This is a genomic window from Kitasatospora sp. SolWspMP-SS2h, from assembly GCF_003259315.1.
Lineage (GTDB): Bacteria > Actinomycetota > Actinomycetes > Streptomycetales > Streptomycetaceae > Kitasatospora > Kitasatospora fiedleri.
This window is the reverse complement of the sequence record NZ_QLLT01000003.1, coordinates 249,318-271,095: the sequence shown is the minus strand read 5'-3', so window position 1 is coordinate 271,095 and position 21,778 is coordinate 249,318. Positions and strand designations below refer to the sequence as shown.

Here is a 21,778-nt window from a genome sequence, read left to right as displayed (position 1 = left end):
GCGCGGTCGCGGCGGGCAGACTGGGGAGGTGACAGCGACTCCACTCCCCAAGGGCGGCAACCTGCCGGTCGACGCCGCCGCCGTCCGGGCCCGACTCACCTGGCGCGCCGGGCCCGGCGTCCCCGCGGTCGCCACCGCCGCGCTGCTGATCGGCCCGGACGACGGCCCCCGGCTGGTCCGGGCGCAGGCCCCCGGCGTCCTGGTGCGGCCGGACGGGATCGACGTCGACCTGGCCGCGCTGGCGCCCGCCGTGCAGCGGGTGCTGCTGCTGGCGCTCTCGGACGGCGCCGGGCTCGGCGCCGTCCCCGGGCTGTCGCTGCTGCTCGGTGACGCCCGCGGCGGGGCCGGGCTGGCCCGCTTCGACCCCGGCGCGGGCGCGGAGACCGCGCTGGTCTGCGGCGAGCTGTACCGGCGCGAGGGCCGCTGGAAGTTCCGCGCCGTCGGCCAGGGCTGGACGGACGGCCTGGCGGGCCTCGCCGTCGCGCACGGGTTCACCCTCCCGGAGCCGGAGCCGGAGCCCTCGCCCGTACCCGTGCCCGTGCCCGTGCCCGTACCGGAGGTGGCGGAGCGTCAGGAGGCTTCGGCACCGGACGAGTCGGCGCTGCCCGCCGACATGCGCGAGCGGCTGAGCCTGCGCAAGCGGCAGGTCGCGGTCAGCCTGCGCAAGCACGGTGCCCAGCACCTCACCGCGCGGGTGGTCCTGGTGCTGGACGCCTCCGGTTCGATGGCCGGGCTCTACCAGCGGGGCGTGGTCGCCGACGTGGTGGAGCGGATGGCGGCCGTCGCCGCCCAGTTGGACACGGACCGCACCATGCAGGCGTGGACCTTCGCCAGTTGGCCCGCCCGGCTGCCCGACCTGCCGCTGTCCGAGCTGCCGCAGTGGCTGGGCCGGCACGTCCGGGTCGGCGAGCTCTCGCTGTTCGGCCGCCGCAAGGTCCGCCCGCCGCTGCCCGACGGCCGGATCGACATGAAGTCCGTCGGCGTCGGCAACGACGAGCAGCGGGTGATCGCGCAGGTCCGCGACCACGTCCGGGAGCACCCGACCGCCGAGCCGACCCTGGTGCTGTTCTTCTCCGACGGCGGCGTCTACCGCAACAGCGAGATCGAGCGCGAGCTGCGGGCGGCCGTCGAGGAGCCGGTGTTCTGGCAGTTCGTCGGCCTCGGCCACGGCGACTACGGCGTCCTGGAGCGCTTCGACACGCTGCCCGGCCGCCGGGTCGACAACGTCGGCTTCTTCGCGGTCGACGACATCAGCACCCTCCCGGACCCGGAGCTCTACGACCGCCTGCTGTCCGAGTTCCCGCAGTGGGTGGCGGCGGCCCGCCGGGCGGGCATCCTGCGCTGAGGCGGACGCGGCGCCCGGGGCGCGCGCGGCGCGCCGGAGCCGTCCCCGGCCGGGCGGTGCCGATCATGGGGAGGTGGACGCGGAGGACGGGACGGGCGCGGCGGCCGAACGGCACGCGGGGTGGAACGAGCTGTTCTTCGACCTGATCGCGGTGGCCGGGGTCGGGCAGCTGGCGCACCTGCTGCACACCGGGCCGGACTGGGGCGCGGTCGGGCTGTACGGGCTGCTGTTCGGGGCGTTCTGGCTGAGCTGGGCGTGCTTCACGGTGTACGGGGACGTGGTCGCGGAGCGGACCAGCTCGTTCGCGCTGTTCGTGGCGATGGCCGGGATGGCGGTGATGGCGGCGGCCGTCGAGGGCGTCCACGAGAGCGCCCGGGCCAACGCCTTCGCGCTCGCCTACGTGCTGCTGCGCTGGTACGCGGGGCGGCTGTGGCGGCAGGGCCGGAGCCTGCTGGTGGTGCCGGACTGGCCGATCGCGCAGTACGCGGCGGGCGGGGTGCCGTGGGTGGTCTCGCTCTTCGCCCCGGAGGGCTGGCGCTACTGGCTGTGGGGCGCCGGCCTGCTGGTGGACGCGCTGCTGCTGGCCGCCGCCAGGGGCGACGACCGGGAGCGGATCGCCGCGCGCTGGCGGGCCCGGCAGCGGCGGCACCCGGGCGGGCCGGGGGCGGACCGGCCGCTGCCGGAGCTGCGCGAGGCGGAGGTGGACGCCGCGCACCTGGGGGAGCGGCTGGGCCTGTTCATGGTGATCGTGCTCGGCGAGGGCGTGATCCAGGTGATCCGCGCCGCGTCCGACCAGGAGCACTGGGACGCCCGGCTGGCCTGGACCGGGCTGGCCGCGATGACGCTGCTGGCCGCGCTGTCGGTGCTGGGCGTGCGGCGCGGCGCGGTCGCCTTCCCGCAGCTGCTCGCGGGCGGCCGGCCGCGCTGGGTGCTGCTCTGCCACGCGCTGGGCTCCGCCGCGCTGGCGGCGCTGGCGGCCGGTCTCGGCCGGGCGGTCGAGCACGCCGGCGGCCCGCTGCCCGACGACACCCGGCGGCTGCTCTGCGCCGCGCTGGCCGGCTACTTCGCGGTGACGGCGGTGGCGGTGCTGCCGACCCTGGACACCCCGGGCCGGGCGCGCGGCCTCCTGGCGCACTTCGCCCCGGCTGTGCTGCTGCCGCTGCTGCTGGCCCTGCTGCCGGTGCCGCTCGCCGCCGGCCCGGTGGTGCTCCTGCTGCTGCTCGCCACCCTGTGGGCGCGCGGCTACCGCCCGGAGCGCGCCGGGTAGCGGGCGGGACGGGGGCCGGTGGCCGGTCAGGCCGCCGGGGCCTGGGTGAGCAGGAAGCAGATGTCGTCCTCGCGCGAACAGTTCGGCAGCATCCGGTTCAGGACGTCCTCGGCACCGGCCTCGGTGTCGCCGCGGCCGAGCGGTGCGGAGGAGCCGAGGACCGCGGCGAGCCGGTCGATGCCGAGGGCCACGTCCTCGCGGCGGCGCTCGACCAGGCCGTCGGTGTAGAGCAGCAGGGCGGAGCCGGGGGCGAGGAGGAGGCGGTGGTCGTGGATGGTCTGGTCCATCGGGAGGCCGAGCATCGCCCCGCCACGCTGCCGCAGCGCCCGGGTCTCCCCGTCGGCCCCGCGCAGCAGCGCCGGGAGGTGGCCGGCGGTGGCCCAGGTGACCTCCGGGCTGCCGGGGCGGTGGTGGGCGATCACGGCGGTGGCGCACAGGCCGGGCTCGGTGTGGCGCAGGAAGACGTGCAGGCGGGTGAGCAGTTCCCCGGGCGAGTCCTGGCTCATGCCGTAGGCGCGCAGGGCGTGCCGGAGCTGACCCATCATCACCGCGGCCCGCAGGCCGTGGCCGGTGACGTCGCCCACGACGGTGAGCAGCGAGCCGTCGGGGCGGGTGAAGGCGTCGTACCAGTCGCCGCCGACGTTCATGCCGCGGGTGGCCGGGAGGTAGCGGGCCGCGAGGCGGACGCCGGAGCCGGTCGGCAGGTCGGTGAGCATGGCCCGCTGGAGGGTCTCCGCGGTGTGCCGCTCGCGCTCGTAGCGCTGGGCGTTGTCGAAGGCGACGGCGGCGCGGCCGGCGAACTCGGTCAGCATGGCGACGTCGTCCGGGTCGAAGTCGGCGGCGCGGACCAGGTCCAGCACGCCGTGGACGGTGTTGCGGGCGGTGAGCGGGAGGGCGAGGCGGGCGGGGGCGTCCGGGCCGTCGGCGGCGGCGCGCTGCGGCAGGCCGGTGCGGGCCGCGGCGGCGACGGGGTGGTCGGCGTCCGGGACGGGCCGGCCGGCTCCCGGGCCGCCGGGGGCGGGGAGGAGCCGGCCGGCGTGGTCGGTCAGCCAGACGTCCGCCCGCTCGGCGTGGCCGGGGACGAGCAACTCGTCGAGGTGGCGCAGGATCTCGGCCCGGTCCAGCGAGGCGCTGAGCAGCGCGCCGCCGCCGGAGAGGAAGGTGAGGCGGGCGCGCATCCGTTCGGCGTGCAGCCGGGCGGCCTGCTCGGAGGCCAGCAGGAGCCGTTGGGCGCGGTCCGCCTCGGCGAGTTCCGCGTGCAGCGCCACCACGCCGCGGTTGGTCTCCTCCAGTTCGCGGCTGTGCCACTCCAGCAGGTCGAGGACGGCGGAGGCGTCGGCGTCCCCGGCGAACAGGGCCTCGACCAGGTCGGTGGTCGGGTCGCCGCCGCCGCCGTCCGCCGACCCCTGCCAGGCCGGGTGCAGTCCGCCTTCCGGCGGGCCCACGGTGAGGGTGGTCTGCCAGACGGGCGTGTCGGCGGCGGCCTGCGGGTACAGCGCCAGGTGGAGCCGGGGCGGGGAGCCGGCGCCCTGCACGTTCAGCCGGGCCGCGCAGCGCTCCGCGGTGAGCCGCTGCAGGTGGGCGGTGAGCGAGGAGGTCAGCCGGACGCGTTCGAGCGGGCGCAGGCCGGCCCACCGGGCCAGGTGGTGCACCGTGGACCGGGCACGGGCCGCCTCGGCCGGGGAGGTGATCGTCTGGACGAAGGACGGAGCGGTCATGGTTCCCTAGTCGCGGGGAGCGGGGGAGGGCGGTGTCGAGGGCGGCGGGGCCGCCTGGTTCTCCCCTCCGTCGGCCGGGCGCGGCGGTCGACGTGTGCTGTCCGACAACATTTGTCTCGCGACAAGTGTAGCCGCCGGAGGCCGTCTGAAACGGGTTCCTTCCCCCGAATGCGTGAATTCCCCACATGTCCCCCCGTTGTTCGGGTACGCGCGCGGCAGCGACACGTGTGGAGGAACGCACCATGCCTGGGCAGGAAAGCCGCGCGGAAGACGCGATCCGCGCTGCCGAACACGTTGCCGAAGCCATGATCGAACTGTGGCGGCGCGCACACGAGGAGGTGGCCGCTGCCGTCTCCGACCAGCAGATGCGGGCGCTACTGGTGCTGGAGGACGGCAGCGGCAACCCCACCGTGCTGGCCGCCAGACTCGGTCTCAGCCCCTCGTCGACGACCCGGCTCTACGACCGGTTGGAGCACCGCGGGCTGGTCGCCCGGGTCCAGTCCGGGCGGAAGGTCGCCGTCTCGCTCACCGCGGTCGGCGACCGTCTGCTGGAGGCGACCCGGCGGCGCCGCCGCGAGCTGCTGAGCCAGGCGCTGTCGGCGGCGGCCGCCGCCGACCAGCCGGTGCTGTACGAGGCGCTGGAGCAGCTCTGCACGCTGGTCCAGGACCTGCCCCCGGCCGCGCCGGAGCTGACGGTCGCCGACCCGGGCCCGCAGTGCCCGTCCTGACGCCGGATCACCCGCCGGGCCGTCGGCGGCGGACCGTCGGCGGGCCGCTCACCGGCCGGGGCCGCTCGTCTGCCGGGGCCGGTGGGCCGCGGCCCACCGGCCCCGGCTCAGGCGTCCGCGCCCGGGCGGCCGTACCAGTCGACGCAGACGATCAGGGCGTCGTCGTCCGGGTCGGCGGCGCGGTGGCCGGCCAGCTCGGCCAGGATCGCCCGCGGCACCTCGGCGGCGGGCAGCAGCCGGGTGGCGTGGATCGCCCGGATCAGCGCCCGTTCGCCGTAGCGCTCCCCGGCGGTCGAGGCGACCTCGGAGACGCCGTCGCTGACGATGATCAGCCGGTCCCCCGGCCGCACCTCGAACTCCTGCTCGCCGTACGGGGTCTCGTCCGCCATGCCGAGCGGCAGCTGGGCCTCGAAGGGCACCCGCTCGACCGTGCTCGTGCGTAGCCGCAGCAGCTGCGGGGAGCCCGCGTCCACCACCCGGACCCGGCCGGTGTCCAGCGCGAAGTCCAGCAGCAGGACGGAGAGGAACATCCGGCCCCGGTACTGGGCGTAGACGGCCTGGTCGGCGAGGGCCGCCTGGTCGGCGATGCTGATGCCCGCCCGGCGGGCGTTGCGCAGCGCGTTGACGGCCAGGTTGGTGAGCAGCGCGGCCTCGATGCCCTCGCCCATCCCGTTGGAGACGGTCAGCACCAGCCGGTCGCCGCCGGCCGACCAGTCGAAGTTGTCGCCGTGGATCGCGTACGCGGGCTCCAACTGCGCGCCGATCGCGTACTCGGCGTGCCGGCAGGCCTGGGCGGGGAGCAGCTGCCACTGCATCTCGGCGGCCAGGGTGAGCCGGTTGCGGCGGCGGGCCTGGAGGTAGAGGTCGGTGTCCCGCCCGGCGACCAGGATCTCGCGGGCCAGCATCTCGGCGATCTCGCACAGCTCATCCGCCACCTCCGGGGTGAGGCCGCCCGCGGGCAGTCGGGCCGTCAGGACGCCGAGCCGGTCGCCGCGGACCGTGACCGGCACGTAGGCGATCACCGCCCCGTCGTGCCCGTCCTCCTGGGCGAACAGCTCCTGCGCGCCGAAGGCCCGCCCGGCCGGGTTCCCGTGCGCGGGGACCGCCGCCCCGGGCTGCCGTCGCGCGGACACCGGCTGCAGGACGCTGAGGCTGTAGTCGATCATCAGCAGCTCGACCTCGGACGCCGCGTAGCACCGGGTCAGGCAGTCGCGCAGGGCGTCGAGCAGGTCGTGGGGTGCAGCGGTGCGCAGGGCGCGCTCGACTGCCATCAGGTTCGTCACGTCGGTCATTTCGTCGAGAAGCGGACCGGGCGGCCGTCGGACGGCTGCCCGTGGGTGACCGGTAGTGCCAAGATAGGGACCATGAGCCCCTTCTCCGCCCTTCCGGGTCCAGGCGACGCCGCGCAAACGGCGTCCTCGGTGGTGGAACTGCTGGAGATCCTCTGGGGCGGCGGACGCGATCTGGCGACCGCCCCCCTGTCGGCGTCACAGTTGCGCGTCATGTATGTGCTGGAGCGTCAGGACGGGATCAACCTGCGGACGCTGACCGAGGCGCTGGACTCGACGCCGTCCTCGGCGAGCCGCCTGTGCGACCGGCTGGAGGCGGTCGGGTTCCTCGACCGCGCGCCGAGCACCACCAGCCGGCGCGAGCTGGAGCTGCGGCTCAGCGGTCGCGGCCTGGCCTTCCTCGCCGAGTTGCGGGCCCGGCGCGAGCGGCAGATCGGGGCGGTCCTGGACGCGATGCCGCCCGCGGAGCGCAAGGCCCTGGTGCGCGGCCTGGAGTCCTTCCAGGACGTCCTGGCGGGCACCGTCCGTCCGCCCGCCCTCGGGGTCGCCGGGTCGCCTTCGGCGACGCGGTCGGCCTAGCACACCCACCGTGCCTCCTGCCCGGTTCCCAACGGCGGGCAGCGGGGAAGCCCCCCGGGGAACCGTCCCCGGGAGGTTGCTGTGCGCGCCTGACTCAGACGCAAGATTGTTGCCGACAGGCCATTGTTGTCAAACGGCAAATGTTACGGGGCCCCGCCGCCCGCGACCCCCGCGGCGCGGGTGGGCGACGACGCCCCGGCCGTCCCGCCGGGGCGGGGGCGGGAGCGGCCGGGCCGCCGGGGCGGGACGGCCGTCAGCCGGTGAACGCCTCGACCAGGGTCCAGACCGCCAGGACCGCCATGCACAGGCCGCCGACCCGCTGGATGGTGCGCAGCGGGACGCGCTTGGCGATCACCCGGCCGACCAGCAGGGCCAGGGCGGAGACCGACATCAGGGCGGCGGCGGAGCCGATCGCGGTGGGCAGCCAGCCGTTGGTGGCGGCGAGGTTGGCGGTGGTGATCTGGGTCAGGTCGCCCCACTCGCCGATGAACACCGTGGTGAACGCCGTCGCCCAGACCGGCCAGAAGCCGGTGACCGTCTTCGGGCCGCCCTCCTCGTCGTCCCCGTCGCCGCCCGAGCGCAGCAGCACGACCGCGCCGAAGGCGAACAGCGCGGCGGAGACCAGCTTGACGGCCAGGCCCGGCAGCAGGCTCAGCAGGCTGCCCGCGCCGACGGCGATCGCCACGTGCACGATGAACGCCGCCGAGGTGCCGAACCAGACGTAGAGCGGGCGCATGCGGGTGCCCATGGCCAGTGAGGCGAACATCGTCTTGTCGGGAAGTTCGGCCAGGAAGATCAGCCCGAAGGCGGTGAGCATCGCCAGGGGGTCGAAGGACATCGCGGTGCTTTCTGCAAGGGGCCGGGCCGCGGGCTCGAACGGCACCGGGCGGGCGACGGGCGAACCTCTCGGCCCGGCACGACGAGACCTCCCGCGCGGTGGCGCGGCAGGGTCATGCACAGGCCGAAGGTCTCGTCCGTCGCGGCGGCTCGCATGCCGCGACCCACGGGCCGGGACGGGCGCGCCGTCCAGTGTGTCGACCGGTGGTGTTTCGGGACTACTCCCCTTCGCGGCTCCGAGTGTAGGCGATCGACGGAGCCGGGGGGAAACCGCCCCCGGACGGGCGGTGGCCCGTTCTCGCCCGCGCGCCCGGCCGCCCGCCCGCCCCGCCCGGCCCGGACCCGCCTGGTGGGTGCGGGGACGGCCGCCCGCGGCGGCCGTTCGGACACGCCGGAATCAGGACAGAATCCGCCCCGGCGGCCGGGTGTCCTTCCCGTGGCCACGGAACGCGAGTTAGCGTGACCGTGAGTTAGTTGCCCTAGGCACTCAATTGCCGGGCCGCCCTGTCGCGCCCCGCCCCCACCGGGCCCGGGCGGCAGCCCCCGGCCCCGGGAAGGGACCCCAGCATGGCCACTGCCGCCACCACCTCCCACCCCGCCCCGCGCGGCGCCTGCCCGTTCGCGCCGCCGCCCGTCTACCAGCAGGCCCGGCAGGACGAACCCGTCACCCGGGTCGCCCTCTGGGACGGCGCCCCCTGCTGGCTGGTCACCCGCCACCAGGACGCCCGCGCCGTCCTCGCCGACCCCCGCTTCAGCGCCGACGCCACCCGCCCCGGCTTCCCCTTCCTCAGCGCCGCCGCCCGCCAACTCGGCACCGGCAACACCTCGTTCATCCGGATGGACGACCCCGAGCACGGCCACCTGCGCCGGATGCTCACCGGCGACTTCACCCTCCGCAAGACCGCCGCGCTGCGCCCCGCCATCCAGCAGGTCGCCGACGACCTGTTCGACCGGATGACCGCCGGCCGCACCGCCGCCGACCTGGTCGCCGACTTCGCCCTCCCGCTGCCCTCCCTGGTGATCTGCCTGCTGCTCGGCGTCCCCTACGAGGACCACGAGTTCTTCCAGCACTGCAGCCGCACCCTGCTGGACCGCAGCACCAGCACCGAACAGGCCACCGCCGCCCAGCAGAGCCTGGTCGACTATCTCGACGCCCTCACCGACAGCAAGCGCGCCCACCCCGACGACGGCATCCTCAGCCGCCTGGTCGCCCGCGGCGAACTCTCCACCCAGGACATCGGCGCCATGGGCCGCCTGCTGCTGATCGCCGGCCACGAGACCACCGCCAACATGACCGCGCTCTCCGTCCTCGCCCTGCTGCGCCACCCCGACCAGCTCGCCCACCTGCGCGCCCACCCCGAAGCCACGCCCGCCGCCGTCGAGGAACTGCTGCGCTGGCTCAGCATCGTGCAGACCGGCGTCACCCGGGTCGCGATCGAGGACGCCGAGATCGCCGGCGTGCCGATCCGGGCCGGCGAGGGCGTCATCTGCCAGCTCAACACCGCCAACCGCGACCACGAGCGCTACCCCGACGGCGACGCGCTCGACCTGACCCGCGACACCCGCCGCCACCTCGCCTTCGGCTTCGGCGTCCACCAGTGCCTCGGCCAGCCGCTGGCCCGGCTGGAACTGGAGATCGCCCTCGACACCCTGCTGCGCCGGCTGCCCGGCCTGCGGCTGGCCGTGCCCTTCGAGGAGATCCGCTTCCGGCACGAGATGACCGTCTACGGCGTCGAGTCGCTGCCCGTCGCCTGGTGAACCCCGGAACCGGAACGAGAGGAACCGCCATGGCGAGAGGAACCACCATGATCGTCCACGTCGACCGGGACAGGTGCTGCGGCGCCGGGCAGTGCGTCCTCGCCGCCCCCGAGGTGTTCGACCAGAGCGACGAGGACGGCACCGTCGTGCTGCTCGACGCCCGGCCGCCCGCCGAACTCGTCCGGGAGGTCGCCGACGCCGTCGCCGCCTGCCCGGCGGGGGCGATCCGGCTGGAGGAGGGGGCGCCCCGGTAGGCTGCCCGGCGCACCGCGGGGAGGAGCGAGCCGCGGGGGAGGAGCGAGCACGTGCAGGTCACCCGGTACGCCCCGCGCGGGATCGCCGACCTGCGCGGCCGCTCCGGCCCGCCGCTGGCCCTGCACTACGGGCCGGACGCGGTCGTGGTGGTCGGCGGCGTCCCCGGCAGCGGCAAGAGCACCCTGCTGCGGCGCTGGGACGCCCCCGCCGGGCTGATCGACCCGCGCGCCACCCGGCTCGCCTGCCAGGCCCGGATGCCCGCCGCCCTGCCCTACCCCGTCTACCGCCCCGCCGTGCGCCTGCTGCACCTGCTGCGCACCCGGGCCGCGTTCCGCCGCCCCGGCCCGCTGCTGGTGCACGACTGCGCCAGCCGCTGGTGGATGCGCCGGGCGCTCGCCCACTGGGCCCGGCGGCACGGGCGCGAACTGCACGTGGTGCTGCTCGCCGTCCGCCCCGCCGAGGCCCTGGCCGGGCAGCACGCCCGGGCCCGCACCGCCGCGCCGCGCACCTTCCGGCTGCACGTGCGGCGCACCGCCCGGCTGCTGGCCCGGCTCGAACGGAACGGGCCGGCGGCGTTCCCCGGCGCCCGGTCGGTGCTGCTGGCCGACGCGCCCGCGCGCGCACGGCTGGCCGGCGTCCGGTTCGGGGACTCCGCGGGCCCCGCCGGCCCCGGGGACCCCGCGGGCCCCGGGGGCTGACGTCCGGTCAGTGGCCCCGGGCGATCCACTCCGCCAGCTGCGGGGCCTCCGCGCCGACGGTGGTCGAATCGCCGTGGCCGGTGTGCACCACCGTCTCCGGCGGCAGGGTCAGCAGCCGCTCGCGGATCGAGGCGATGATGGTCGGGAAGTCCGAGAAGGACCGGCCGGTGGCGCCCGGGCCGCCCGCGAACAGGGTGTCGCCGGTGAAGACGGTGCCCAGCTCCGGGGCGTACAGGCTGACCGCGCCCGGGCTGTGGCCCGGGGTGTGCAGGACGGTCAGCGCGGTGCCCGCGACGGCCAGCCGCTGCCCGTCGGCGAGCGGGGCGTCCGGCGCGCGGTCCGGGTGGGTCTGCCGCCACAGCACCTCGTCCGCCGGGTGCAACAGCACCGGCGCGCCGGTCAGCTCCGACAGCTCCGGCGCCGCGTCCACGTGGTCGTTGTGGGCGTGGGTGGAGACCACCGCCAGCAGCCGGCGGCCGCCCAGCGCCGCCGCGATCGCCCGCGCGTCGTGCGCCGCGTCGATCACCACCGCCTCGGTGTCGTCCCCGACGATCCAGACGTTGTTGTCGACCTGCCAGGTGCCGCCGTCCAGGCTGAACTCGCCCGAGGTGACCAGCCGTTCGATCCGGGCCGCCATCAGAACACCACCACCGAGCGCAGCACCTCGCCGCGCTGCATCCGGGCGAACGCCTCCTCCACGCCGTCCAGCGGGACGGTCTCGCTGACGAACGCGTCCAGGTCCAGGCGGCCCTGCAGGTACAGGTCGATCAGCATCGGGAAGTCCCGCTCCGGCAGGCAGTCCCCGTACCAGGACGACTTGAGCGCGCCGCCGCGCCCGAACACGTCCAGCAGCGGCAGTTCGAGCTTCATCTCCGGCGTCGGCACGCCCACCAGCACCACCGTGCCCGCCAGGTCGCGGGCGTAGAACGCCTGCCGGTACGTCTCCGGGCGGCCGACCGCCTCGATCACCACGTCCGCGCCGTTGCCGCCGGTCAGCCCGCGGATCGCCTCCACCGGGTCCACCGCGCGGGAGTTGACGGTGTGGGTCGCGCCCAGGCGCTGCGCGGTGGCGAGCTTGCGGTCGTCCACGTCCACCGCGATGACCGTGCCCGCGCCGGCCAGCCGGGAGCCGACCACCGCCGCGTTGCCCACGCCGCCGCAGCCGATCACCGCGACGCTGTCGCCCCGGCCCACCTGCCCGGTGTTGATCGCCGCGCCCAGACCGGCCATCACCCCGCAGCCCAGCAGACCGGCCGCCGCCGGGGACGCCGCCGGGTCGACCCTGGTGCACTGGCCGGCGGCGACCAGCGTCTTCTCTGCGAAGGCGCCGATGCCCAGCGCCGGGGACAGCTCGGTGCCGTCCTCCAGCGTCATCTTCTGCTTCGCGTTGTGGGTGGCGAAGCAGTACCACGGGCGGCCCCGCTTGCAGGCCCGGCAACGACCGCACACCGCACGCCAGTTGAGGATCACGTAGTCGCCGGGCGAGAGGTCCTCGACGCCCCCGCCGACCGACTCCACCACGCCCGCCGCCTCGTGCCCCAGCAGGAACGGGAACTCGTCGTTGATCCCGCCCTCCCGGTAGTGCAGGTCCGTGTGGCACACCCCGCACGCCTGCACCCGCACCACCGCCTCACCCGGCCCCGGATCGGGCACCACGACGGGCACCACCTCCACCGGCGCCCCCTTCGCCCGCGCGATCACACCCCGGACAACCTGAGCCATCTTCCGTACCCGTCCTCTGCTCGGCACTCGGTCCGCGACGGCACCCGGTTCGTTCGGCGCGGGCGCCGTCGCCCAGCAGCGAACTTACGCGGTTCCGGACGGGAAGTCGCCCGTTCGGCCCTCCGGCGCGCGCGGGGAGCGCTCCCGGCCGGCACCGCGGATTCGGCCGTTCGTGTGGTGACCGGAGGGCATCGGTGAAGGTTCTGCGTCGATCCGCGGATCTGCGGGACGGATGGGTAATCGGGGCCATGCCGTCAGCTTTCGGCACCGTTCGCCGTCGCCATCTGGAAGGAAGGCCGCACCGCATGGCCGTCGCCACCTGCTGGTCCACCGCCGTCACGCTTCCGCACAGCCCGCACCCGGACCTGGCGGTGGATGCCGGGCTGCACTTCGACTCCTCACTTCCGTACGCGGTCCGGCTGGTGTTCCCGCCGGTCGGTCGGATCGACGCGGTGGAATGGGTGTTCGGGCGCGACCTGCTCAACGAGGGTCGTCTCGCGCCCGCCGGGCACGGCGACGTCACCGTCCGGCCCGGCGCCGACGGCGAGGTGCTGATCACGCTGCACGGCGGCACGGGGGCGGCGGTGGTCAACATCCCGGCGGAGGTCGTCACCGGCTTCCTGCTGGAGTGCTACGCGCTCGTCCCGACCGGCCACGAGCACGAGCACCTCGACGTCGACGGCCTGATCACCCGGCTGCGGGCCGCCTAGTCCCTGTCCGGTCGATCTTGCCGGGCGCGCGACGCCGGATCATCCCGGCTGGAAGCACCGGCGAAACACCCGAGTACACCCAGGACGAGGGCGTTCCGCCGGCACTCCCAGCCGGGCGCCCGACGCCGCGCACTGATCCGACAAGATCGACCGGACAGGGCCTAGGGCGGGCCGAGGGCCTCGGCGACGGGACCCGCACGGGGACCCGCACAACTGCCCGGGTCAGGGGGCAATCCGGACGGCGGGCCGTGACGAAGAGCGGGTGAGTCGTGTTATCGAGTCGTCGCGGTCGGGGGTTCCGGCCGCCGTAGGGAGGCCCCCGTGCCGGTGGTGCAGCGCAGGAACGTCGTGGGCGGGGTGGACGGGTGAGCCACGTCGTGTCACTGGCCCCGCCACGGCGGCCGGGACCGGAACTGCGGGAGTTGCTGGCCCGGGTGGTGCGGGGCGACCAGGAGGCGTTCGCCGCGCTCTACGACGCCGTCTCCGGCCCGGTGTTCGGGCTGGTGCGGCGGGTGGTGCGGGACGTCGCGCAGTCCGAGGAGGTCGCCCAGGAGGTGCTGCTGGAGGTGTGGCGCACCGCCGCCCGCTACCAGGCCGACCGCGGCGAGGTGCTGTCCTGGGTGCTGACCATCGCGCACCGGCGGGCCGTCGACCGGGTCCGCTCCGCGCAGGCCGCCGCCGACCGCGACCGGAAGGCCGCGGCGGCCTCGCACGGCGGCTCGCCCTACGACGAGGTCGCCGAACAGGTCGAGGGACGGCTGGAGCGCGAACAGGTGCGGCGCTGCCTGCGCACCCTGACCGAACTCCAGCGCGAGTCCCTCACCCTGGCCTACTACCGCGGCTACAGCTACCCCGAGGTCGCCCAGGTGCTCGGCGCACCGCTCGGCACCGTCAAGACCCGGATGCGCGACGCCCTGATCCGGATGCGCGACTGCCTGGGGGTGGGCGCGTGAACACCACCGACCCGCGCACCCGCGACCGGCACGCCCCCGACCCGCACACCCTGACCGGCGCGTACGCCGCGCACGCGCTGAGTCCCGAGGAGAACGATGCCTTCGAGCGCCACCTCGACCACTGCCCGTCGTGCGCCCAGGAGACGGCCGAGTTCGCCGCCACCCTGGCCCGGCTCGGGGCGGCCGAGGCCGCGCCCCCGCCCCCGGAGCTGAAGTCCCGGGTCATGGCCGCGCTGCCGGGCGTCCGGCAGGAGGCGCCGCGGGTCGCCCGCCCGGCCCCGCCGCGGGCCCGGTTCGCCCGCCGCGTCCCGAAGCTGGCGCTCGCCGCCTGCCTCGCCCTGGCCGTCGGCGCGGGCGGCCTCGCCGTCCAGCAGCACCGCGAGGCCGAACGGGCCCGCGACCGGGTCGCGGCGCTCACCCGGCAGCAGGAGTCCGTCACCGCGCTGCTCACCGCACCGGACGCCCGCACCGCGACGACCGCCACCGACGGCGGCACGGCCACCGTGGTCTGGTCGGCCGCCCGCGACCGGGCCGGCTTCCTCGCCGCCAACCTGCCCGCCCCGGGCCCCGGCCGCACCTACCAGCTCTGGTACGACGACGCCGGCACCATGCGCCCGGCCGGCCTGCTCCCCACCGGCGACGGCACCCTGCTGCTCACCGGTGCCCTGAACGGCGCGGCCGGCGTCGGCGTCACCCTCGAACCGGCCGGCGGCTCCCCGCACCCGACCGCCGCCCCGGTCCTGCTGCTGCCGTTCAGCTGAACCGGGCCGGGCACCCGCCCGGCTCCGGCCGGGCGGGTCGAGGGGGAACCAGGCGCTCCCGCGGGTAGGTTCCGCAGGGGGGAACGGGGTGGGCCCCCACGGGGGAGGGGAGAGCGCGATGCCGACCGAGGTGCCGTTCCGGGACGAGGACCGATCCCGGCTGTACGCCCTGGTGCTGCGCGGCGCGTCCGGGCAGCCGCCGGTGCAGGCGGTCGTCCGGCTGGCCTTCCAGGTCGCGGAGGCCCGTCCGGCCTGCCGGGGCCGGGCCGCTGCGCCACGCGATCGAGGGACTGACGCCCGAACAGGCCCGGCTGGTCGCCGAGGCGGTGATGCAGGCGGCGGGCTACCCGGACGCCACCGCCGACCCGCACGGCCGGGGACCCGCACGGCCGGGCCTGAGCGGCCGGGTCTGAGCGGCCGGGTCTGAGCGGCGGCCGTGCGGGTCGGCGGTGGCCCGGCCCGGTCCGGGCCTCAGCCGCCCGCCCGCGGGGAGCGGCGGCGCGGCGGGAGCGGGAAGAAGGAGCTGGTGCGGGCGGTGTACTCGGCCCAGCCGGGGCGTTCGCCGGAGGAGAGGTGCTTCTCCAGCATGGGCTTGCCGCTGCCGAAGGCCAGCAGCCAGGTCATCAGCAGCGGGCTGCCGACGAAGGCCCAGCCGATCGGGGCGTGCGCCACCAGCAGGAACAGGCCCCACCAGACGCAGGCGTCGCCGAAGTAGTTGGGGTGCCGGGTGTAGCGCCACAGGCCCCGGTCCATCACCCGGCCGCGGTGGGCCGGGTCGGCCTTGAAGCGGGCCAGCTGGGCGTCGCCGACCGCCTCGAAGAACAGGCCGACCGCCCACAGGGCCGCGCCCGCCCAGGCGGTCGGCCCGAGCCGGTCGGGCAGGTACTGGGCGGCCAGCACCGGCAGCGAGACGAACCAGACCAGGACTGCCTGGAGCAGGTAGACGGTCCGCAGCGCGTACCGGGTGCGGGCCGGGCCCTCCGGGGCGCGGGACAGCATCCGGGCGTAGCGCGGGTCCTCGGGCAGACCGCGGGCCCGCCACCACAGGTGGGCGGCCAGCCGCAGGCCCCAGACCGCCACCAGGACGGTGGCCAGCGCCCGCCGCCCGCCGTCGCCGTACCCGGCGGACAGCCCGTAGCCGGTCAGCGCGACGGCGGTGAACGCCAGGCCCCAGGCCACGTCGACGCCCCGGTGGCGGCCGGTGCGGACCCCGACCGCGAACGCGAGCAGCATCACGGCCAGGGCCGCGCCGGCGGTGCAGGCCGCGCCGATGCCGAACGCGGCGGCGTTCACCGCAGGCCGTCCCGGCTCAGCAGCACCTGGTGGACGTTCAGGTAGCCGGTGCGGAACCCGGCCTCCGAGTACGCCAGGTACAGCTCCCACATCCGCCGGAACACCTCGTCGAAGCCCAGCTCCGCGACCTCCCCGGCCCGGGCGGTGAACCGCTCCCGCCACAGCCGCAGCGTCTCGGCGTAGTGCGGCCCGTACGCGTCGGCGCTGTCCACCCGCAGCCGGGTGTGCGCGGCGGCGGTGTCCGCGATCGCCCGCAGCGAGGGGATCTGCCCGCCGGGGAACACGTACTTGAGGATCCAGGTGTACGTGCTGCTGCTGGCCAGCATCCGGGCGTGCGGCATGGTGATGGCCTGGAGGGCGACCCGGCCGCCGGGGGCGAGCAGCCGGTCCAGCGCGCCGAAGTAGGCGGGCCAGAACGGGCGTCCGACGGCCTCGATCATCTCGCAGCTGACGATCGCGTCGAACTCGCCCCGTGCCTCGCGGTAGTCGCAGAGCCGGACCTCGACCCGCTCGGACTGCCCGGCGTCGGCGATCCGGCGCCGGGCCAGCGCGAGCTGCTCCGCGGAGAGCGTGAGGGTGACCACCCGGGCGCCCCGGGCGGCGGCGCGCAGGGCGAGTTCGCCCCAGCCGGTGCCGATCTCCAGCAGCCGGGTGCCGGGGCCGACGGCGGCCAGGTCGAGCAGCCGGTCGATCTTGCGGTGCTGGGCCGGGACCAGGTCCGCCCAGCGGGTGGCGGGGGAGGGGTCGGAGAACACCGCCGAGGAGTACGACATGGTCGGGTCGAGGAACAGCCCGAACAGCTCGTTCGACAGGTCGTAGTGCCGGTGGATGTTGCGCCGGGCGTTGGCGGCCGTGGACAGCTCCGCCGCCGGGGGCCGCCGCACGTACAGCTTGCGCAGCCACCCGGTGCCGGGCGGCACCAGGGTCTCGGGGCGGGCGGCCAGCGCGGTCAGCAGCCGGGCCAGGTCCGGGCTGTCCCAGTCGCCCGCCTGGTAGGACTCGCCGAAGCCGATCAGGCCGCCCGCGCCGACCCGGTGCAGGAACGCCTCCGGGCGGTGCAGCCGCAGCACCGGGGCCTGCGGCGGGCCGGCCAGCAGCGGGCGCCCGCCCGGGAGTTCGACCCGCAGGCCCCGGTGGGCCGCCGCCCGGCGCAGCACCCGCCCGGCCGCCGCGGCCCGCAGCGGGGCGTGCGGCACCCGGGCGACGTCCGGCCAGCGCAGCGGGTCGACGGCGGTCGGGAACGGGACGGTGGTGGTCATCGACGGGGGGCCTCTCCGGAACGGGAACGAGAACGGGAACGGTGGTGGCGGGTGCGGGGAAGGGGGAGGGGACGGGCGGCGGCGGTCTCCGGGCCGGTGCGGGGGCCGGGTTCCGGCCGCCCGTGGGGGCACGGGCCGGCGGCGGCCCCGGGCTCGGCTCCCGGGTCCGCCTCCGGGCGGGAGCACGGGCCGGGCTCGGCTGCGAGGCGCGGGCGCGGGTGGACGGGCAGGCCGCGCAGCCACAGGCGGATGCCCTGGGAGCGGATCCGCACACTCACGGCGAAGGTCGCGAACGGGTGCCGCAGCACCGCCCGCAGCAGCGCGGCCGGGCCCGCCGGGCGGCCGGTGCCGGCCACCGTGGCGGTGAACGCCCGCCCGCCGGGCAGCTCCAGTTGCACGGTCAGGTGCAGCCGGGCGTCCGGCTCCGGCAGCAGCATCCGGTAGTGGCCGTCGACCGGCAGGAACGGCGAGACGTAGAACTCCTTCGCCGTCCGCGCGTGCCCGGCCCCGTCCGGGAACAGCAGGTAGCGGTGCCGCCCGCCGTAGGTGTTGTGCACCTCGGCGACGGTGCACAGCGGTGCGCCCGCCGCGTCCCGGCACCAGTACACCGTCAGCGGGTTGAACACGTACCCCAGCGAGCGGGCCTGGGTCAGCATCAGCACCCGCCCGGCCGGGCGCAGGCCGTGCGCGGTCAGCTCGCGGGCCAGGTCCTCCCGGATGCTCGCGGGATCGGGGCCGGAGCCGGGGGCGAGGGCGTGGTCGCGGGGCAGGAAGCGGGCCAGCGGGCGCAGCGCCCGGGGCAGCCGTGGCAGGTGGTCGAGGTCGACCAGCCACAGGTAGCCGCGGTGGCGGAACACCCGGCGCGGCTCGGCCCGGACGTGGGTGGTGCGGGTCTCGTACAGCACCGCGCCCCACGGGCCGGGCAGCACGCGCGGCACGGGCGGCGCGGCGCCGGGCGCACCCGCGGCACCCGCCGCACCCGTGGCGCGCACGGCACTCACGGCGCGACCGCCGCGAGCAGGTGGCGGGCGGCGGCCAGGCCGGAGCGGCAGCCGTCCTCGTGGAACCCCCAGCCGTGGTACGCCCCGGCGAACGTGGTGCGGGGACCGGCCAGTTCGGGCAGCCGGCGCTGGGCGGCGACCGTGCGGGCGGTGTACACGGGGTGCTCGTACACGGTGCGGGAGACCACCAGCGGCTCGGGGACCGGCTGCCGGTCGTCCTCGTTCAGGGTGACCAGGTAGTCCTCCGCGCCGCCCAGCCGCAGCAGCCGGTTCAGGTGGTAGCTGACCCGGACCCGGTCGGAGGGCGCGTCGCAGCCGGGCATCCGGTAGTTCCAGGAGGCGCGCGCCCAGGCGGCCCGGGGCAGCACCGAGGCGTCCCGGTGCAGCACCGTCGGGTTGCGGGAGTACGCGAACGCGCCCAGCACCTCGCGCTCGGCGGGCGTCGGGTCGGCGAGCAGCCGCAGCGCCTGGTCGGGGTGGACGGCCACCACCACGGCGTCCGCCCGGGTCCACCGCCCGTCCTCGGTGGCCACCGTGACGCCGTCCGGGTGGCGCCGCACCGCGCGCACCGGCGCGGAGCGGTGCACGGTGCCGGAGTGCGCGGTGAGGTGCGCGGCGATCCGCTCCACGTACGTGGCCGAGCCGCCGACCACGGTGCGCCAGGTCGGCGAGCCGGTGACGCTCAGCAGGCCGTGGTTGGCCAGGAACGCGAACAGGTACCGGGCCGGGTAGTCCCCGGCCAGGTCGGGCGCGCAGGACCACACCGCGGAGACCAGCGGCGTGATGAAGTGCTGCGTGAAGTACGGCGAGAAGCCGTGCCGGGCCAGGAACGCGCGCAGGCTCGGGTCGGCCGCGTCCGCCCCGTCGGCGGCGGCGCCCGGCTCCGGAGCGGCCGGCTCCGGCGCGGCCAGCAACTGGCGGGCCAGGCGGTGGAAGCGCGGCACCTCGCCGAGCATCCGCAGGTACCGGCCCCGGACCAGGTTGCCCGGGGTGGCCAGCAGCCCCGACAGGCCGCGGGCCCCCGCGTACTCCAGGCCGCAGCCCTCGCAGTGCACCGACATGCTCATGTCGCTGTCCTGCGTCCGTACGCCCAACTCGTCGAACAGGCCGACCAGTTCCGGGTACGTCCGGGTGTTGTGCACCAGGAAGCCGGTGTCCAGCGCCAACTCCCGGCCGTCCGCCGCCGTGATCCGCTGGGTGTGCGCGTGCCCGCCGAGCCGGTCCGCCGCCTCGAACAGCTCGACCGCCGCCCCGGCCCGCGCCAGCGCGTACGCCGCGCTCAGCCCCGCCACCCCCGCACCCACCACGGCCACCCGCCGTACGGGACGCCCCTCGCGCGACGGCGGGACGAACCCTCCGGCGGAAACGGTGCCGAGTGTCGTCACGTCGATCCTCCCCACTGGTCCCGGCCGCCCGCGGCGGCCCTTGCGCCCCCCATTCGGAGGCACCGGGTCCGCGGATTGCTCCGAATGGGGGGACCGGCCCGGCCGGGCGCTCAGCCGCCGTCCAGCACCTCGGGCATCCGCCGCCGGGCCGCGTCCGCCAGCCGCTCGAAGTCCCGCCGCAGGAACGGCTCCGCCAGCCGCGCCAGCCCGTGGAACCGCAACCGCGCCCGGTACCGGACCACCGACCCCGCCCCGTCCGGAGCCGGGCTGACGGTGATCTCGTCCGAGGCCGTGACGGTGCGGTTGCGCCCCACGAACAGCAGCTGGTCGGGCCCGCGGTCCACCAGCTCGTACACCAGCTCGGTGCGCCGCCCCCGGAACACCGAGACGTTCCGCCACCGGGCCCCCGGCTCCGGCGCGCCCGCACTCCCGCTCGCACCCGCGCCCGCACTCCCGCTCGCGTCGATCCGGACGCACTGCTCGGTGCCCGGGTCCCACTCGGCGGCGTGCGCGAAATCCGCCAGGTACTCCAGCACCTCATCCGCCGGACGGCGGACCGGGATCTCCCGCACCACCTCGATCATCGCTGCCTCCTCGGCCGTCGGGACGTCGGCAGGGACGTCCGCGGAGTGTCCAGGGGGTTCGGAGCCGGGCCCGATCCGGATGGGTGCGGGTGGCGCGGAGCGGCGCGCCGCCGGGTGCGGACCTCCCGGACGCGCCGGATGCCTCCGAAGGCCCCGCACACTCCGGGCCGAAACGCTGCACCAGCGCTGCGGGTGGGCGCCGACCGCCCGGCGGCGGGACTTTTTCCCGGAAAGGGGTACCCGCGGTGGTCGCGGCCCGCCGCACCGGGAGGAGGACGGCGATCCGACCCGCACGGCGCACCGGCCGCCACCGCCGTGCCGGCCCGACGGCACCCCCACCCCCTCCCCGAGAGGCGGCAGACCCATGGACACCCGACTGACCCCGCAGGAACGCCTCCTGCTCGCGGAGATCGAACAGCACCTGCGCCGGACCGACCCCCGCCTCGACCGCCGGCTCGACCACCCGCCCGGCCCCGCCGCCCGCCTGGGCCACCGCCCCGTCCTGCTGGTCGCGGCCGTCGCCCTGCTCACCACCGTGACCGCCGCCGGCGCCCTGTGGGCCGGCGCGGGCGGGCCCCACCCCCTGGCCGCCGTCCTGCTCGCCGCCGCGACCGCCCTGCTGGCCGCCCTCGCCCTGCGCCGACTGGCACGGCTGCGCCTCGACTGACCCCCCGCCGACGCCGCCGAATCCCTCCACGCGGTCCCCGCCGGTACCACCGGGCGGGCCTTCCGGCGGGGTGCGGCACGCCGTCCGGAGCCGGGTTGCACCCTGTGGTGGAACCGGGAGAACGGGCCGTGTCCCCCTCGGGGGCGGGTAGTTGGACCCGACGTGACAGAGCCCGCGCATACCAGCCCGCTGCCCGCCGTCCGCCCCCAGTGGACGCTGCTGCAACCCCTGCTGGCCGCCCTCTCGGAGGCCGGTGTCCCGCTCCGGCCGGGGGATCTGGACCAGTTGCAGCACGCCGCCGCGATCGGCCCCGAGTTCGCCCACGCCCTGGCCCGGTGGATCCGGACCGCGCACACCGCCGCCCCCGCCCCGCTGCCGGCGGGTGTCCGGACGCTCGCCCCGCGCCCCGAACGGCCCGCTCTCGGCACGTCCACGTCCGCCTCCGCCTCCGGGCCCGCCTCCGGCCCCAGGGCCAGGGCCGCGCCCGCGCCGGGGTCCGGGCCCGCCGCCGTCGTGGACCGGCACGCCGCCGTCGTGGACCGGCACGCCTCCTGACCGGGCGGTGGCGGGCCACTCGAACGTCGCGGACCGCGTAACCGTCCCGGGCCGTGGCCCGTTGAACCGGGCATGCCCGTGATCAACGAACCGCGCCGCCCGCAGGGCGGGCACCCCCTGGCGACGCCCCCGCGCGTCCCCGAACCGGCGGAACCCCACGACCGGCCCTCCGGCCCCCCGACGATCGGGCACCAGGCCGCCGCCCAGCTGCTCGGCCTGCGCGAGATCGTCCTCCCCGCCGCCGTGGTCGCCGCCGCCGACCTGCTGCTGGGCGACGCCCTCGGTAGCGACGACCCCGTCACCCGGGAGGCCGCCGCGGCCACCCGGGGACGGCTGCGCGCCGCCCTCGGCCTGGGGTAGCGGCGGGCGGCGGCCGTCCGGGCCGACCACCGGGACAGCGCCGCCGCCCCCGCC

General features: G+C 76.5%; 22 protein-coding genes and 1 pseudogene. 13 read left to right on the top strand and 10 right to left on the bottom strand.

What is annotated here, in order from left to right; all coding sequences use genetic code 11:
* Positions 1-28 precede the first annotated feature (28 nt).
* Positions 29-1,345, top strand: a complete 1,317-nt coding sequence (locus K353_RS05350) for a VWA domain-containing protein (protein WP_111552386.1) — start codon at positions 29-31, stop codon at positions 1,343-1,345.
* Between the two features lie 73 nt (positions 1,346-1,418).
* The gene (locus K353_RS05345) at positions 1,419-2,612 is read left to right on the top strand and encodes a low temperature requirement protein A (protein WP_111552385.1); all 1,194 of its coding nucleotides are present in this window, start codon (positions 1,419-1,421) and stop codon (positions 2,610-2,612) included.
* A 26-nt stretch (positions 2,613-2,638) separates the two neighbouring features.
* On the opposite strand, the gene K353_RS05340 is transcribed toward K353_RS05345, so the two are convergent.
* Positions 2,639-4,330: a PP2C family protein-serine/threonine phosphatase gene (locus tag K353_RS05340; protein ID WP_111552384.1), complete on the bottom strand. Its 1,692-nt coding sequence runs from the start codon at positions 4,328-4,330 to the stop codon at positions 2,639-2,641.
* Between the two features lie 242 nt (positions 4,331-4,572).
* On the opposite strand from K353_RS05340, the gene K353_RS05335 reads away from it, so the two are divergent.
* A complete protein-coding gene (locus tag K353_RS05335; RefSeq protein WP_158585343.1) occupies positions 4,573-5,058 on the top strand; it encodes a MarR family winged helix-turn-helix transcriptional regulator in 486 nt (161 codons plus the stop codon).
* Positions 5,059-5,165: 107 nt separating this feature from the next.
* On the opposite strand, the gene K353_RS05330 is transcribed toward K353_RS05335, so the two are convergent.
* On the bottom strand, positions 5,166-6,350 hold the full coding sequence (locus tag K353_RS05330; protein WP_370447561.1) for a PP2C family protein-serine/threonine phosphatase: 1,185 nt from the start codon (positions 6,348-6,350) through the stop codon (positions 5,166-5,168).
* Between the two features lie 72 nt (positions 6,351-6,422).
* On the opposite strand from K353_RS05330, the gene K353_RS05325 reads away from it, so the two are divergent.
* Positions 6,423-6,926 (top strand): MarR family winged helix-turn-helix transcriptional regulator, encoded by a 504-nt coding sequence (locus K353_RS05325; protein ID WP_100834824.1) that lies wholly within the window; start codon positions 6,423-6,425, stop codon positions 6,924-6,926.
* A 253-nt stretch (positions 6,927-7,179) separates the two neighbouring features.
* On the opposite strand, the gene K353_RS05320 is transcribed toward K353_RS05325, so the two are convergent.
* Entirely contained in the window at positions 7,180-7,764 is a 585-nt protein-coding gene (locus tag K353_RS05320) for a TMEM165/GDT1 family protein (RefSeq protein ID WP_111552382.1), read from the bottom strand.
* 566 nt (positions 7,765-8,330) lie between these two features.
* Between K353_RS05320 and K353_RS05315 the strand changes: the two genes are divergently transcribed.
* Genes K353_RS05315 through K353_RS05305 form a run of 3 tightly spaced genes read left to right on the top strand, consistent with a single transcriptional unit; the run spans position 8,331 to position 10,474 of the window.
* A complete protein-coding gene (locus tag K353_RS05315; protein WP_111552381.1) occupies positions 8,331-9,521 on the top strand; it encodes a cytochrome P450 in 1,191 nt (396 codons plus the stop codon).
* Between the two features lie 47 nt (positions 9,522-9,568).
* Positions 9,569-9,775: a ferredoxin gene (locus K353_RS05310; RefSeq protein ID WP_100834821.1), complete on the top strand. Its 207-nt coding sequence runs from the start codon at positions 9,569-9,571 to the stop codon at positions 9,773-9,775.
* 51 nt (positions 9,776-9,826) lie between these two features.
* Positions 9,827-10,474: an AAA family ATPase gene (locus K353_RS05305; RefSeq protein ID WP_111552380.1), complete on the top strand. Its 648-nt coding sequence runs from the start codon at positions 9,827-9,829 to the stop codon at positions 10,472-10,474.
* Positions 10,475-10,481: 7 nt separating this feature from the next.
* On the opposite strand, the gene K353_RS05300 is transcribed toward K353_RS05305, so the two are convergent.
* Both K353_RS05300 and K353_RS05295 read right to left on the bottom strand, forming a co-directional pair.
* Positions 10,482-11,111: an MBL fold metallo-hydrolase gene (locus K353_RS05300; RefSeq protein WP_111552379.1), complete on the bottom strand. Its 630-nt coding sequence runs from the start codon at positions 11,109-11,111 to the stop codon at positions 10,482-10,484.
* Entirely contained in the window at positions 11,111-12,196 is a 1,086-nt protein-coding gene (locus tag K353_RS05295; protein WP_111552378.1) for an S-(hydroxymethyl)mycothiol dehydrogenase, read from the bottom strand. Before K353_RS05295 ends, K353_RS05300 begins: the two co-directional genes overlap by 1 nt.
* Positions 12,197-12,501: 305 nt before the next feature.
* Between K353_RS05295 and K353_RS05290 the strand changes: the two genes are divergently transcribed.
* From K353_RS05290 to K353_RS05280, 3 genes are all read left to right on the top strand, one after another.
* Positions 12,502-12,906, top strand: a complete 405-nt coding sequence (locus tag K353_RS05290; RefSeq protein WP_158585342.1) for an SsgA family sporulation/cell division regulator — start codon at positions 12,502-12,504, stop codon at positions 12,904-12,906.
* Between the two features lie 365 nt (positions 12,907-13,271).
* Entirely contained in the window at positions 13,272-13,859 is a 588-nt protein-coding gene (gene sigK / locus K353_RS05285) for an ECF RNA polymerase sigma factor SigK (protein ID WP_111552376.1), read from the top strand.
* Positions 13,856-14,620, top strand: coding sequence for an anti-sigma factor domain-containing protein (locus K353_RS05280; protein WP_111552375.1), 765 nt, complete (start codon positions 13,856-13,858; stop codon positions 14,618-14,620). Before sigK ends, K353_RS05280 begins: the two co-directional genes overlap by 4 nt.
* A 471-nt stretch (positions 14,621-15,091) precedes the next feature.
* On the opposite strand, the gene K353_RS05275 is transcribed toward K353_RS05280, so the two are convergent.
* The 5 genes and pseudogenes from K353_RS05275 to K353_RS05255 form a co-directional block, all read right to left on the bottom strand.
* Entirely contained in the window at positions 15,092-15,853 is a 762-nt protein-coding gene (locus K353_RS05275; RefSeq protein WP_111552515.1) for a DUF1295 domain-containing protein, read from the bottom strand.
* A 56-nt stretch (positions 15,854-15,909) separates the two neighbouring features.
* Entirely contained in the window at positions 15,910-17,172 is a 1,263-nt protein-coding gene (locus K353_RS05270; protein WP_111552374.1) for a class I SAM-dependent methyltransferase, read from the bottom strand.
* Positions 17,173-17,360: 188 nt separating this feature from the next.
* Positions 17,361-18,098 (bottom strand): annotated as a pseudogene (locus tag K353_RS05265) (DUF1365 domain-containing protein); the annotation flags it as partial.
* A gap of 71 nt (positions 18,099-18,169) precedes the next feature.
* Entirely contained in the window at positions 18,170-19,486 is a 1,317-nt protein-coding gene (locus K353_RS05260) for an NAD(P)/FAD-dependent oxidoreductase (RefSeq protein ID WP_111552373.1), read from the bottom strand.
* A gap of 182 nt (positions 19,487-19,668) precedes the next feature.
* Entirely contained in the window at positions 19,669-20,142 is a 474-nt protein-coding gene (locus K353_RS05255; protein ID WP_111552372.1) for an SRPBCC family protein, read from the bottom strand.
* A 364-nt stretch (positions 20,143-20,506) separates the two neighbouring features.
* Between K353_RS05255 and K353_RS34225 the strand changes: the two genes are divergently transcribed.
* The 3 genes from K353_RS34225 (at position 20,507) to K353_RS05240 (ending at position 21,724) form a co-directional block, all read left to right on the top strand.
* Positions 20,507-20,809: a DUF3040 domain-containing protein gene (locus K353_RS34225; RefSeq protein WP_158585341.1), complete on the top strand. Its 303-nt coding sequence runs from the start codon at positions 20,507-20,509 to the stop codon at positions 20,807-20,809.
* Positions 20,810-20,971: 162 nt separating this feature from the next.
* Positions 20,972-21,364 carry a hypothetical protein gene (locus K353_RS05245; RefSeq protein WP_111552370.1) on the top strand — a complete coding sequence of 131 codons (393 nt, stop codon included), beginning with the start codon at positions 20,972-20,974 and terminating at the stop codon, positions 21,362-21,364.
* A gap of 72 nt (positions 21,365-21,436) precedes the next feature.
* On the top strand, positions 21,437-21,724 hold the full coding sequence (locus K353_RS05240; RefSeq protein WP_111552369.1) for a hypothetical protein: 288 nt from the start codon (positions 21,437-21,439) through the stop codon (positions 21,722-21,724).
* The last annotated feature ends 54 nt before the right edge of the window (positions 21,725-21,778 follow it).